Raw genomic sequence first — 13,150 nt, 5'->3', positions numbered from 1 at the left:
GGGCAGGCACACTGAAAAATAGGCACACTGGAAAGGAAGAACCATGACTGCTGAACGCATCAATCCTGAGGTTGCAAGCCATTTGGTGGAGTCCATGGACATGGCGCCCATGCCCGAACCGACCACCATCGCAGTCGCGTTGGGCGCCGACCAAAGCAGGCAGTGGCCGGACGGTAACGGTAAACGACGCCACCCGAAGGAACGGGGACAAGCCCACGGCCGCATGGGCCAGGGAGCAGCTGTGACGGCGGTCCACCGGACCAGCCGCCCGCAGATGCCGCACTCCTCCTAATAACCCGGCCACCCAAACAAACCCGAACGAACCCGCACCACCCGCGTAGCCAGCCCAACTGAGGAGCAGCACAGCGCGTTTTGAGCCCTCAAAACGCGCACAAATGCGACTCAGTTGGGCTGGCTCACGTCGTTAGGGGACTTATCCGGACGCCAGCCCCGCCACACCGGATGACGGAGCCGGCCGGGCCCCGTCCATTCGCCGAAGGATACCTCGGCCACCAGCTCAGGGCTCACCCACGTGGCACCCGCTGCATCTTCGCGGGGTATGTCTGTGAAAGGGCACTCGCTTACCACCCGGGGTTCAAGTTGCTCCATGACATCCCGGAGCTGCCAGTCCTTGAATCCGGTGCCCACCCGGCCCACGTAGCGCAGCTTGTGGCCGTCGGGGATGCCCAGCAGCAACGCGCCGAAAGTCCCGCTTCGGGCCCCGGCCCCCGGCCGCCAACCTCCCACCACTACTTCCTGGCTTTGCTCCAGCTTGAGCTTGATCCACGACCTGCTGCGACGTCCGATCACATATCTGCTGTCGGCTTTCTTGGCCATGACACCCTCCAAGCCAAGCTCGGCGGCGCTGGTCATGAGGTCTTCCACGTCGTGGTCCAGCACGGCGGAAAGGTGAAGGGGGCAACCTTTACGAAGACGCTCCGAAAACCCGGAAAGCCTCTCGCGGCGCTCGCGGAACGGCAGCCCGCTCAGGTCCCTACCGTCGTCGTACAGAAGATCGAACAGCATGAGCTGCACCGGAACCGTAGCCCGGGCGCGCTCGATGTCCGCAGCTTTGACCAAATTCATCCTTAGCTGCAGCCGTCCGAAGTCAGGCCTGGACCCTTTGCCGAGCGCCACGATTTCGCCGTCCGCAACGAAGTCTCCGTCGGGCCAGCATGTGCGGTCCGTCAGTTCGGGATAGGCGGCCGTAAGATCGTTTCCGTTGCGGCTCATGAGCCGGATCTTGCCCTCCGTACCGGTGATGATCGCCCGGATTCCGTCCCACTTCAGTTCAAAGAGCCAATCGTCGCCGCGGAGATCAGCGGCGGTTCCGGCGGTGGCCAGCATGGGGGTGTAGTTCGGCATGGGCTGCGGCTGAGGTGGATCGGACTTGGGTGCCGAAGTTTTGGCCGCAGCCGGGCTGCCCCGACGCCCACCCGGCTGTTCCTTCATAAGATGGATCAGCCAGTTCTGACCCGTATTGATCAGCGCAAAGCGTTTGGTGCCGCCAAGGCCACCACCCGGCTCGCCTGTAAGGGTGGCGATCACTTCCTTGCCGTCGCGCCACTTCTCGCAGGTGTACTCGCCGCGGTCCCAGATGGTCATGGTCCCGGCCCCGTACTCGCCCTTGGGAATTACGCCCGCGAAGTTCGCGTATTCCATGGGGTGGTCCTCGGTATGTACGGCTAGGTTGTTTCGGTCGGAGGTTTCCGGGATGCCGCGCGGCAACGCCCACGAGGCCAGGACTCCGTTGTGCTCCAGGCGCAGGTCCAAGTGGTAGCGGCGGGCGTGGTGCTCCTGGATGACGAATATGCCGCCGGGCGGCGGAGGGTCGCCGGGCTTCGGCTGGGCGGAGGAGGAACCCGCGGATTGCGGTGAGGCAGAAGCGCCCGACGACGACGGGAACGGCTCCGGGGTTTTGTCCGGATCGCGCATCCCGACGTATTTCGCGAGACGGTTCACGACTGTCACCACCCGCTCGCGGGAACGGCCGGTGCCTGAACCGCTTCCGGGAGCACCGCCGTCGTCCTTCTCATCCTCCCCATGAGGCGGCAGGTGCCGTTCGGAAATCGGTGCGAAGTGGTCTTTGCCGGTCTTCACGCGCTTCATCACGGCCCGGTAGTCCAAGTGCTCCAACGAAGCGGAGGAGAGCTCCCGCCAGGTGCGGGGCGCTGCGACGGTGGGGATGGCGCGTCCGCGGAGGGAGTAGGGGACGATTGTGGTCTTGTTTCCGCTGTTCTGGCTCCAGTCCACCAGCACTTTGCCGTGGCGGAGGGACTTCTTCATGTCGCTGACCACCAGATCGGGGTGGTCCGATTCCAACGCCCGGGCCAGCTCTTTGGCGAAGGCGGACACTTGCTCGGACTTCAGTGTCCCGTCCAGGCCCGTGTAGAGGTGGATGCCTTTGCTGCCGCTGGTAACAGGGACCGGGTCCATTCCCATGTCCTGCAGGATGGAACGGGCCAGCTTGGCCACTTCAACGCATTCGGGCAGACCTGCCCCGGGCCCGGGGTCGAGGTCCAGGACGAAACGGTCGGGGCGGAGCGGCTTCCCGGAAGGGTCCACTTGCCACTGTGGAACGTGAATTTCCAAGGAGGCGATCTGGGCCATCCACGTGAGCGTCGCAAGGTTGTTGACCAGGGGATAGACGTTGGTGTGGTCCGAATGCTGAATTGTGGCGCGGGGAATCCACTTGGGCGCGGAGTCCTCCAGGTTCTTCTGGAAGAAGACTTGCCCGGGGTTTTCGGCGGTACCCACTCCGTTGACCCAACGCTTGCGGGTGACGGGCCGGTTGGCAGCAGCGGGGATCAGGAAAGGTGCCACTGCGGCGTAGTATTCCAGCACTTCGGCCTTGGTGGTGCCGGTTTCCGGGTAGATGATTTTGCCCAGATTGGTGAGAGTGAGCTCGTGGCCTTCCACGTTCACCCGCTCCTGTTGCTTGCCTGCCACCTCTTCTCCTCCGCTGTGTTGTGCTGTTGACTGGGTGCATGAGGGCCATATGGAAGGGATCTATCGCGTTCGGTCTGGTCAACGTACCAGTGAAGCTCTACAGTGCCACGGAGGATCACGATATTGGCCTGCACCAAGTCCACAATAAGGACGGCGGGCGTATTCGGTACCAACGGAAATGCGAAATTTGCGGCGACGTTGTTGCGTACGAGGATATTGATAAAGCTTACGAAGAAGAAGGCCGCACCGTGGTCCTTACGTCTGCGGAATTGAAGTCGTTGCCGGAGGAGAACAGCCGCGAAATTGAGGTGGTGGAATTTATCCCCGCCGAGCAGCTGGACCCCATCATGTATGAGCGCAGCTATTTCCTGGAGCCGGACTCCAAATCGCCCAAAGCGTACATGCTGCTCAGGCAGACGTTGGAGGACACTGACAGAATCGCAATTGTCCAGTACGCCCTGAGGCAGAAGACCCGTCTGGGGGCACTGCGGGTGCGTGGGGACGTGCTGTTGCTCCAGGCGCTGCTGTGGGGCGATGAGGTCCGCGAGGCCAAGTTCCCGTCACTGGAGACGGACATCAAGATCTCGGACAAGGAACTGGAGATGTCCTCCGCCTTGGTGGAATCCATGGCGCACGACTTTGACCCCGACGAATACACCGATGAGTATCAAGCGCAGCTCCGAACATTGATCGAGGCCAAGTTGGAGAAGGGCGAGGCCCTGGACACCGAGGCAACCTTTGGCGTGGTGGAAGGTGAGGGCGAGGGCGGCGACGTCATCGACCTCATGGAAGCCCTCAAGCGCAGCCTGGACAAGAAGCGCGGCAAGGAAAAAGCGGACGACGACGCTGCTGCCGCCAGCAAAACTGCCAGCAAACCAAAGGCGCGGGCCAAGAAGAAGGCTTAGGTCGTGTTGCCTTCGCCTAGGGGTTAGGCGCCGGTTTCGTAGTGCGGTTCCGCCACCGGTTTGGACTCGGGTGAACCACGTTCACGGAGGTACACGGAGGCTCCTACCAGGACGGCGACAGCGAGGAACTCACTTTGCCAGTTCTGGAAGGACTCAAACCAGAACTGGCTGGAAGCCATGTATTCCCAGGTGGAGACCTCGGGCAGGCCATGGCTGAGCTGTTCCTCGTTGTAGGCGGCTGCGCCACCTACCGCGTGCAATGTGAAGGAGGTCAGAAACAGGAGGCCCAGCAGGCCGGAGAGTGAGTGCTCGTAGACCTTCAGCACCCAGCCGCCGCGCCTTACCGGCCACGGGGTCTTGGGTGACTTCCTGGCATCGCGGGGATCTTCATCCTGGGGTGCTTCCTTGTCCACGGGTTTTGACTCCGAGGAACCCCTCTGGAACAGAAAGACGGTAAGGACCACGTACATGGCCATTTGAAGAAACTCCGATTCCCAGTTTTCAAAGACGGCTTCCCAGAAGCTGCCTGATGTCAGGAAATCCGTGATACCGGTGGCTGGCTGGCCGTGAGCCTGTTGTTCCTCGCTGTAAGTTGCCGCTCCCGAGATGATCATTCCCCCGAGGAAGACGACGAACAGGCCTGCGTTGACCAGCAGCAAGCCGTGGTCCTTGACCCAATGGCGCGCGGGATCTTTGTCCTTGCTGGATGTCCCGGGGTGCTTCATGGGTCTGAGCATCGGGCTCACTCTTCCCTGGGAGTTCCGTTGTCGTCGCTGTTTCGGACTGCTCGACGGTGCAGCCATAGGGGTGTCCCCACCACCAGGAGCAGCAGCACCAGGATGATGAATCCTGCAGCTACAAGTCCGGCCGTCCGGCCGGCGGTGAAGTCGAAAACAAGGGTGGCAGAGCCAACGATCAACAAAGCCACACCAGCCAGCGCCCACTTGGTGACCACATCGGCACTTGAAACCAGGGTGGCCTTGAGCCCCCTGCGGAACAAGCGGCGATGCACGCTGACGGGGAGCACTATCAGCACGGTGGTCACTGCTGCCACCATCACGTTGAAGAGGTAGAGGCTCCGTTGCCAGTCGTCCAGGAGTTCGAAGCGTTCTTGGAAGGGCAGCGTGAGCAGGAAACCGCCAAGGATCTGCACCCCTGTTTGGAGAACCCGTAACTCCTGGATCAGTTCCATCCAGTTCCGGTCCATTCGTTCCTCGGTGGACTCGTTCCTGCCGATCCTGGGGGCCTGCTCCGGTTCTACCATCTGTGCACCTCCGTGTGGTTTTGGTGGACGACGACCCTGCGCGGGACTACGGTCGAACTGTCAGCATTCCTCGATCTTTTTGAACGGGGCCTCATCGGATATCCAAGGAGGAAGCTATGAGTCAGGACGAACACCGCGTGGACCCGGAAAGCGAGCCCGGCGGCTACGGCACGCCCACGCCTGAGCAGGAAATGCCCGGTCAGGGCGATGAGCGCGAGACGCCGGAACGGCCGGCCCAGGGAGTTCCCGAGGCTCCGGGTGACGAGTTCCCCACACCTTTGGATCCGGATGCGGCCCCACCGCCCTCGGCAACCGGGAGCCGTGGGGAAGAGTCCTAACTACACCGGGGTGTAGGGACGCCGGGGGCGTTGCCCCCGGCGTTCGATCCTCGTCCGGTCTCCTATACCGTGTGTCCCCTGCGACCCGACATGAAGCTCAGCAGCCAGCCGATGGCTGCGATAACGAGGAGGACGACGCCTACCCACAGCAGCCAGTTAAGGGCTTGCGAGAAGCCACCTACAAGAAGGAGAACAATTGCTACTACACCAGCAATGATCAGAAGCGTATTCATGGTCAGCACATTCCTTTCCGCGGGAATCTTTGATGAACCGCCGATTCCCGAGTATGCATTCCGAGTTACTTCGATTTAGTTATGCCGGTACTTGGTTGCGTTCTACGGATCCAAGTGCCTTTTTGTGTACCACTAAGGCGATCCTCGCCCGAAGGGGAAGTTCGCCAGTCGTGAACAGTAACACTCCTCATTGTACTACTAAGCTTCCTTATGAAAGGGTTATTGCAGTCGTCACTTGATGATTGGGCAGTGCTGCAGAAACTGTGCGGCACGTTTTTGGCTCACATGAACGTCTATGAGAGGAACACATGAAAGCGTCACAGCAGCTTGCAGACAACCTTCAGATCGTCTTGACGGACCTTATTGAGCTACAGCTTCAAGGTAAGCAGGCGCACTGGAACATCGTGGGGCCGAACTTCCGCGATCTTCACCTCCAGTTGGACGAGCTGGTAGTGGCTACACGCGAGTTCGCTGACGACACCGCCGAGCGTATGCGAGCCCTCCACGCACTCCCGGATGGCCGCAGTGCCACCATCGCCAAGGGCACGCGCCTGGAGGAATTCCCGGCAGGACTGGTCAACACCAAGAACGCCGTCAAGCTGATCACCGACCGCGTTGAGCGCGCAGTCCAGACCATGCGCGATGTCCATGACGAAGTGGACGAGGAAGACCCCACGACGGCGGACCTTCTGCACGCTTTCATCTCCCGCCTTGAGCAGCTGGTATGGATGATCAACGCCGAAATCATGAACGCCGGCGCCGCCGTGACGGATCCGGACGAGGCGTAGCGGGAACCCGGCTCCGGCTGTTGCAACCTAGGCAGGCAGGCCGTGCCCAGGCTTAAGCGAAGTGACCTTTCCAAACCCGGCATAGTTCGCCGCAGGGTAGGCAAGGGGTTCAGCTACCGCCACCCTGACGGGAGCTTGGTCAGCAAGGAGGATCGCCAGCGCATCAATGCGCTGGCGATCCCGCCTGCGTGGACTGATGTTTGGATCAGCCCGTTCGAGCATGGGCACATTCTGGCTACCGGTGTGGACGCTGCCGGGCGAAGCCAATACATCTACCATCCGGGGTGGCGGGAGCGGAAGGACACCGAAAAGTTCATCAGGGCCGCAAAGCTGGGCTTGGTCCTGCCTGCGGTACGCCGCAACGTGACCGTGCATCTCCGGGATTCCGACGACCCCCGACAACAGACCCTTGCTGCCGCCGTGCGGTTCATGGACCTCGGTGCGCTCCGCGTCGGTTCCGAGATCTACATGAAGCAAAACGGCTCGTATGGGCTCACGACGCTTCGATGCCGGCACGCCCGCGTGGAAGGGCCGGACGTTTTCCTCAAGTTCCCCGGTAAGAGCGGTCAGCTGTGGGACACCTCCATTCACGATCCCGCCCTTGCCGCGTTCCTGGAACCGCTGGCAGGGCGGCCGGGCAAAGAGCGCCTGCTGGCCTACCAAGCCAATGGCTCCTGGGTATCGGTGGACGCGTCCATGATCAACGAATACCTGCGCGGAGTCGCCGGAGAGGCTTACACCTCCAAGGATTTCCGGACGTGGAAGGGGACGGCGGCTGCTGCCATGTGCCTCATCAAGTCAGGCCATAAGGGAACTCCCAGGCAGGCCATTGTGCGGGCCATCAAAGAGGCGTCGGACCTCTTGGGCAATACGCCTTCGGTGGCGCGCTCGTCCTATGTTGATCCAAGGATTATCGAGGGATACCTGTCCGAGGAGCTCAAGGACGTCAAGCCAACGGAAGCGTCCATTGCTGCCTACTTGAACGAAGAGGCGCCAAAGTAGGCCAGACCGCACCAGGGAATTTTATGAGTACACTCGTACTAATAAAGTTTTTACGGGTTCATGGCGTCTGGGGGCGTAAATGATTTTGTTGGCAATCGTGGTGTGTGAAGTTGCTTTCTGGGTGGCGATTCTCGGAGGGCTCGCAGCGCGGTATCTGCTGCGTCGCCCGCGCCTTGGCGGGGTCTTGCTGATCCTTGCCCCGGTGATCGATGCCATCCTGCTGTGCCTTGTGGCGGTGGATCTGCTCGGCGGGGGCACGGCCTCGTGGCACCATGGACTGGCTGCAATCTACATTGGGATCTCCGTCGCTTACGGCAAGCGCATGGTGGCGTGGGCGGATGCCCACTTCCAGCACCGGTTCGCCGGCGGACCGGCGCCGGAACGGCTCACGGGAAAGCCTTACACCAACAAATGCTGGCGGGATGTGCTGCTCACGGCGTTGGCAGTAGTCATCTCAGCGGCGACACTGGGGGCGATCATTCTCCTCGTCAACGACGCCCAAAGAACCGCAGCCCTCTGGGACTTCTTCCGTATCCTGGGCATCATCTTCGCCATCGACTTCCTGTGGGCCGTGAGCTATACCATCTGGCCGAAGAAGCCCGCCCGCGCCCTGTCACCTACCGCTCTGTAGAGCTGAACCATGCCCCGGAGAATCGATGCAGAGGCGCGTAGCGCAGCAATTGCGGAAGCTTCCTTGCGTGTCCTTGAACGGGATGGATTGTCGGGCCTTTCGGTGCGCGGGGTGGCGGCAGAAGCGGGTATAGCCGCCGCTTCACTACGACGCGCCTTTGCTACGCAACACGCTCTGCGTGAGTTCTGCCTGCAACTCATTGAAGACCGGGTCACAGCGCGAATGGCTGCACTTGAGCTCTCGGGCCGGGAACTGGTTGATGAATTGCTCCTGCAATTGCTGCCTCTGGACAGGGAACGGCGTCTGGAACTGGTTGCACAGGTCCAGCTCGGCGTCCTTTCACTGAATGACGCTGCGCTTCGTCCCGCAGCGATCAGGCTCAGCGACGGAGTGGAACGCGTATGCCGCGCAGCCGTGCAGATCCTGGCGGAAGGGGGTCAGTTCCATCAGGAGCGGGACCCCGAATATGAAGCTCAGCGGTTGCGTGCGCTCTTGGATGGGATCGCGATGCACGGGCTGTGGAGCGGGGACCTCTTGGAATCGGGTCCCATGCTCCTGGTGCTCGCACGTCATCTCGACGAACTCGCAAACCCTTAGAGAGACGCAAAGAGCCCGGTGCCACCGGTATCCGGGTGGCACCAGGCTCTTTGCGTGGCGCTGAGGGGTTTGGGTGTCCCTATTAGGCGTCGTGGTCCGTTTCGAGGATCTTCACCAGGCTGTCCAGGGCTGCATCCGCGCCTTCACCTTCGGCGCGCAGCACCACAACATCGCCGTGGGAAGCGCCCAGGCTCATGAGGGACAGGATGCTGGCGGCGTCCATGGCGTCATCGGCGGGCTCGCCCTGACGTGCGATGGTGACGTCGATGTCCAGGTCACCTGCTGCCTCGGCGAAGATGGCTGCAGGGCGGGCGTGGAGGCCCACGCGGCTTGCGATGGTGGCTGTACGTTCTGGCATTGGTGCTCCTTTTTATGAAGGGTGGCGGTTAGGGGAGATGGCTTTGTGGGAAGTCTAGACCGTGGGGCCTGGACGGTGGAGAGCCTAGACGCTGACGGTGGCCGGGGCGGCTTCCGCTTCCACCGGCTTCTTGACTGCAAAGCGCTTGAGGGCGATGACCAACAGAGCGGTGATTACCACGCCGACGATGACTGACAGGAAGAACAGCAGGAAGTTATCGATTGCGAAAAACACGAACAGGCCACCGTGGGGAGCCTTGGATGTCACGGCGAAAGCCATTGACAGTGCACCCGTTACTGCACCACCCACCATGCTGGCAGGGATGACGCGCAACGGATCAGCCGCAGCGAAGGGAATCGCACCTTCGGAGATGAAGGACGCTCCGAGGAGCCAAGCAGCCTTGCCGTTTTCGCGCTCCGCCAGGGAGAACAGCTTCTTGTTCAGGACGGTGGCCAGGGCCATCGCGAGGGGAGGAACCATGCCTGCCGCCATGACGGCCGCCATGATCTGCCATGGTGCCTGATTGGCTACGGAAGCAGCTCCCAGTCCGGCGACGGCGAAGGAGTAGGCAACCTTGTTGACGGGGCCGCCCAAGTCGAAGCACATCATGAGGCCCAGGATGATACCCAGAAGGATAGCGCCAGCACCGGTCAGGCTCGAGAGCCCGGAATTGAGGGCGTTGGTCAGGTCCACGATGGGACGCCCGAGGATAATGAACATGAGTCCCGACGCCACGATGGAAGCGACAAGCGGGATAATGACCACGGGCATCAGGCCTCTGAGCCAGCGTGGCACATCCAGCTTGCCGACCTGGTAAGCGACGTACCCGGCCAGCAGGCCGCCAACGATGCCGCCCAGAAAGCCTGCCCCCATGAATCCGGCCACGGCACCGGCTACGAAGCCCGGCGCAATACCTGGCCGGTCTGCGATGGCGTAGGCGATGTAGCCGGCCAACGCGGGCACCAGGAACTGAATGGACAGGTTACCGATCTTGAACAGCACGGCGCCCAAATAAGCACCCAAGGGGCCCCAAGCGTTGTCCGGGAATGCGGTTGGAAGGTTGAAGATGCTGTTCTCAAGGACAATCTTGTCAGCGAAGTCCGTAATGAGGTAACCACCCATCAGGAAGCCCAGAGCCATCAGGAGCCCGCCACCGGCCACGAACGGAATCATGTAGCTGACGCCCGTGAGGAGTGCGCGCTTCAGCTTTTGGCCAATGTGCTCACCCTTTTCCTCCTGGGCGCGCTCAGCCTGCTCTTCGGCACCAAAGTGCGGAACGCGGCGGGCGTGCGGGTCCGTGGCGGCTGCCAGGGCTTCCTCCACCATCCTGGTGGGTTCGTCGATGCCACGCTTGACCGGTGCGTTGATGACCGGCTTCCCGGCGAAGCGTTCCTTGCCGCGTACGTCAACGTCCACGGCGAAGATTACGGCGTCGGCGGCTGCGATGACTGCCGGATCCAGCGGTTTGGCGCCGGAGGAACCCTGCGTCTCTACCTGAAGGTCAACACCCATTTCCTTGGCCGCGGCAACCAACGAATCTGCAGCCATGTAGGTGTGCGCAATGCCCGTTGGGCACGCGGTGACGGCCACGATGCGCTTTGGTGCGGCAGTCGTCGTCGTGCCGGCGGCGGCAGCGGCGGGTGCGGACTCTGCGGGTGCTGCGGCAGCAGCGGGAGCAGCAGCCGGCTTATCGGCCAGCGCGCCATCCACGAGGTCAACAATGTCCTGCTCAGTGGCAGCCGCACGCAGCGCCGCAGTGAAGTCCTTTTTGATCAGCGAACGTGCCAGCTTGGAGAGCAGCTTCAGGTGTTCGTGATCCGCACCGTCCGGGGCTGCGATGAAGAAGATGAGGTCAGCGGGACCATCCTTGGCTCCGAAGTCCACCTTGTGGGACAGCCGGGCCATGGCCAAGGCAGGCTCTTGGACGGCGGCTGAGCGGCAGTGCGGGATCGCGATGCCGCCGGGGACGCCGGTTGCGGTCTTCTGCTCGCGGGCGAAGGCGTCGGTAAAGAGCCCTTCAGCCTCGGAGGCGCGGCCGGTTGCGGCAACTTTGCCGGCCAGGACGCGGATGACGTCGGCAGGGGAGTCGCCCAGGTTTTGGTCGAGGGTGACCAATTGGGTTGTGATCAGCTGGGTCACTGTGAGTCCTTCTGGAGGGCCGTGATGGTTACGGCATTGGGGGTTGTCTGGTGGACTGCCGGGACAGTGGAGCCCGGCAGCGAAGCAGCAGCGGCACCATGTGCCACGGCTTGACGAAGGCAGTCCTGCGCGGAGCCGCCTTGGGTTGCAGCCAACAAGTAGCCGGCCAGTGAAGAGTCCCCGGCACCCACCGTGCTGACGGCTTTGATGGGCGGATGCGTGGCGAACCACGCCCCGTCTGCGGTCACCAGGACTGCGCCCTTGGACCCGAGTGTTGCGAGAACGGCGCCCACACCGCTGGCGACGACGGCGGCAGCGGCTTGGGCGGCTTTGGCCGGATCCGCTTCCAGTTCGTCAGCTGTGGAGACGTTGGTGAAGCCGATAGCGGCGGCAAGCTCTGCGAGCTCTTCCGCGTTCGGCTTGAGAAGGTCCGGCTTCCCTGCGGCATCGCCCACCACAGCGGCCGCGAGCGGCGCCCCGGAGGAGTCAATGGCGATGCTTGGGGAGGCCGTTCCGTCCGAGTTCGACCGGAGCCGACGAGCGATGGTGGCGTAGAAATCCGCGGGCACTCCTGGTGGGAGTGATCCCGCGAGAACCACCCAGCTGGCGCCACGCGAGCGTTCCAGCAGCAGCCCGATCAGGGCCTCCTGCTGTTCACCGCTCAGTTCCGGGCCGGGTTCGTTGATCTTGGTGGTGACGCCATCCGGTTCGGTGAGCGTGACATTGCTGCGCAGCACCTGACCGATGGGCAGCGCCGCGAACGGTACACCGCCGTCGTGCAGTCCGGAAAGTACCGGGTCCGAGTCGGCGCCCGGCAGAACGGCCAGGGTGTCCAGGCCGGAGGCCACGAGCGCCCGGGAAACATTGACGCCCTTCCCGCCGGATTCCTGGTGGACAGCGACGGCGCGCTGCACTTCGCCGCGGGCCAAGGCTCCTGGCAGTTCCACCGTGCGGTCCAGGCTGGGGTTGGCGGTCAAAGTGACGATCATGCGACCACCACGTCAACGCCGGCGTCGGCCAAAGCCGCAGCTAGTTCAGCCGAGGGCTGCTGGTCAGTAATCAAGGTGTCAACATCCTTCAGGGTGGCGAACTGGACCAGGGTTTCGGCGTCCAGCTTGGAAGAGTCGGCCAGGGCAACCACGCGCCGGGCTGAGGTGACGAATGCGGCTTTGACCGCGGCCTCCTCGGGATCGGGGGTGCTGAGTCCGAACGTTGCGTGGATACCGTTGGCTCCGACGAATGCGATGTCCGGGCGAAGTTTGTAAGCAGCTTCCACGGTGGACTGCCCGACGGCGGCCTGCGTCAGTCCGCGGACACGGCCGCCAAGGATCTGGAGTGCTATGCCTTGGGTGGACGAGAGCTTGCCGGCGATGGGGATGGCGTGGGTGATGACCACGAGTTCATCGTTTCCGTTGGCCGATGGCGTTTGCTGGGCCAGTAGGTCTGCGAGGGTTTCCGTGGTGGAGCCTGCATCCAGGAGAATGCTTCCCGTGGTGAGCTGGGGGATCAGGGCGAGTGCTGCGTTGGCGATGCGGAGCTTTTCCTCCGGACGCTGTACGGCACGCTCGAGGATGCTCTCCTCGCGGGTGCTGAGGCGGTCCGAAGGGACGGCGCCGCCGTGAACGCGCCTGAGATTGCCGGCGACTTCCAGGGCCGCGAGGTCGCGGCGGATTGTCTCAGTGGTAATGCTGAAACGGTCGGCGAGGTCTGTGACACTCACCCGTCCGCGCTCTGCGACGAGTGCGGAGATCAGATGCTGGCGCTCTTCGGCGAACACTTACCCTCCATTGGTCAAGCTGCTTAGCAGTGCAGCCACATCAGTGACTGCTGTCACAACGATGTGGAATTGCTTGACTCTATCTTTGTTTATGTTGGTAAGTCAATAGAAATCAACATAAACAAAGATTTAGGCAGGGAAGATCTGGCAAAGATCCGGAGGAGCGCGG

The 13,150-nt window shown here is 62.3% G+C and carries 15 protein-coding genes; 7 read left to right on the top strand and 8 right to left on the bottom strand.

The features are described from left to right. Positions 1–43: 43 nt before the first annotated feature. Positions 44–292 (top strand): hypothetical protein, encoded by a 249-nt coding sequence (locus tag EU811_RS03125; protein ID WP_142937039.1) that lies wholly within the window; start codon positions 44–46, stop codon positions 290–292. A 110-nt stretch (positions 293–402) separates the two neighbouring features. Here the strand turns inward: EU811_RS03125 and EU811_RS03120 are convergent, their stop codons facing one another. Then, entirely contained in the window at positions 403–2,949 is a 2,547-nt protein-coding gene (locus EU811_RS03120) for an ATP-dependent DNA ligase (protein ID WP_142937038.1), read from the bottom strand. Between the two features lie 38 nt (positions 2,950–2,987). Here EU811_RS03120 and ku point away from each other — a divergent pair, with 38 nt between their 5' ends. Then, positions 2,988–3,854 (top strand): non-homologous end joining protein Ku, encoded by an 867-nt coding sequence (gene ku / locus EU811_RS03115; protein WP_142937037.1) that lies wholly within the window; start codon positions 2,988–2,990, stop codon positions 3,852–3,854. A 23-nt stretch (positions 3,855–3,877) separates the two neighbouring features. Here the strand turns inward: ku and EU811_RS03110 are convergent, their stop codons facing one another. Further along, complete coding sequence (locus EU811_RS03110) at positions 3,878–4,591, bottom strand: DUF6766 family protein (protein ID WP_142937036.1); 714 nt, start codon at positions 4,589–4,591, stop codon at positions 3,878–3,880. A gap of 5 nt (positions 4,592–4,596) precedes the next feature. Next, entirely contained in the window at positions 4,597–5,118 is a 522-nt protein-coding gene (locus tag EU811_RS03105; protein ID WP_142937035.1) for a DUF6328 family protein, read from the bottom strand. Between the two features lie 116 nt (positions 5,119–5,234). On the opposite strand from EU811_RS03105, the gene EU811_RS03100 reads away from it, so the two are divergent. Continuing rightward, on the top strand, positions 5,235–5,456 hold the full coding sequence (locus EU811_RS03100) for a hypothetical protein (protein ID WP_142937034.1): 222 nt from the start codon (positions 5,235–5,237) through the stop codon (positions 5,454–5,456). Between the two features lie 62 nt (positions 5,457–5,518). On the opposite strand, the gene EU811_RS23735 is transcribed toward EU811_RS03100, so the two are convergent. After that, on the bottom strand, positions 5,519–5,689 hold the full coding sequence (locus EU811_RS23735) for a hypothetical protein (RefSeq protein WP_018778938.1): 171 nt from the start codon (positions 5,687–5,689) through the stop codon (positions 5,519–5,521). 308 nt (positions 5,690–5,997) lie between these two features. Here EU811_RS23735 and EU811_RS03095 point away from each other — a divergent pair, with 308 nt between their 5' ends. The 4 genes from EU811_RS03095 to EU811_RS03080 all read left to right on the top strand — a co-directional run bounded on the left by EU811_RS03095 (position 5,998) and on the right by EU811_RS03080 (position 8,707). Continuing rightward, positions 5,998–6,477 carry a Dps family protein gene (locus EU811_RS03095; protein ID WP_142937033.1) on the top strand — a complete coding sequence of 160 codons (480 nt, stop codon included), beginning with the start codon at positions 5,998–6,000 and terminating at the stop codon, positions 6,475–6,477. A gap of 42 nt (positions 6,478–6,519) precedes the next feature. Next, positions 6,520–7,479, top strand: coding sequence for a DNA topoisomerase IB (locus EU811_RS03090; RefSeq protein WP_142937032.1), 960 nt, complete (start codon positions 6,520–6,522; stop codon positions 7,477–7,479). A 79-nt stretch (positions 7,480–7,558) separates the two neighbouring features. Beyond that, positions 7,559–8,110 (top strand): hypothetical protein, encoded by a 552-nt coding sequence (locus EU811_RS03085; protein ID WP_142937031.1) that lies wholly within the window; start codon positions 7,559–7,561, stop codon positions 8,108–8,110. A 9-nt stretch (positions 8,111–8,119) separates the two neighbouring features. Next, positions 8,120–8,707 (top strand): TetR/AcrR family transcriptional regulator, encoded by a 588-nt coding sequence (locus EU811_RS03080; RefSeq protein ID WP_142937030.1) that lies wholly within the window; start codon positions 8,120–8,122, stop codon positions 8,705–8,707. A gap of 82 nt (positions 8,708–8,789) precedes the next feature. Here the strand turns inward: EU811_RS03080 and EU811_RS03075 are convergent, their stop codons facing one another. From EU811_RS03075 to EU811_RS03060, 4 genes are all read right to left on the bottom strand, one after another. Further along, a complete protein-coding gene (locus EU811_RS03075) occupies positions 8,790–9,065 on the bottom strand; it encodes an HPr family phosphocarrier protein (protein ID WP_014920471.1) in 276 nt (91 codons plus the stop codon). An 84-nt stretch (positions 9,066–9,149) separates the two neighbouring features. Beyond that, complete coding sequence (locus EU811_RS03070; RefSeq protein WP_142937029.1) at positions 9,150–11,204, bottom strand: PTS fructose transporter subunit IIABC; 2,055 nt, start codon at positions 11,202–11,204, stop codon at positions 9,150–9,152. Next, complete coding sequence (locus EU811_RS03065) at positions 11,201–12,193, bottom strand: 1-phosphofructokinase family hexose kinase (RefSeq protein ID WP_142937028.1); 993 nt, start codon at positions 12,191–12,193, stop codon at positions 11,201–11,203. The genes EU811_RS03070 and EU811_RS03065 overlap by 4 nt, the downstream gene beginning before the upstream one ends. Next, positions 12,190–12,981 (bottom strand): DeoR/GlpR family DNA-binding transcription regulator, encoded by a 792-nt coding sequence (locus tag EU811_RS03060; protein ID WP_142937027.1) that lies wholly within the window; start codon positions 12,979–12,981, stop codon positions 12,190–12,192. Before EU811_RS03060 ends, EU811_RS03065 begins: the two co-directional genes overlap by 4 nt. Between the last annotated feature and the right edge of the window lie 169 nt (positions 12,982–13,150).

This window comes from Arthrobacter sp. TS-15, from assembly GCF_006964045.1.
In the GTDB taxonomy this organism is placed as follows: domain Bacteria; phylum Actinomycetota; class Actinomycetes; order Actinomycetales; family Micrococcaceae; genus Arthrobacter.
This window is presented reverse-complemented; position numbering and strand designations above follow the sequence as displayed.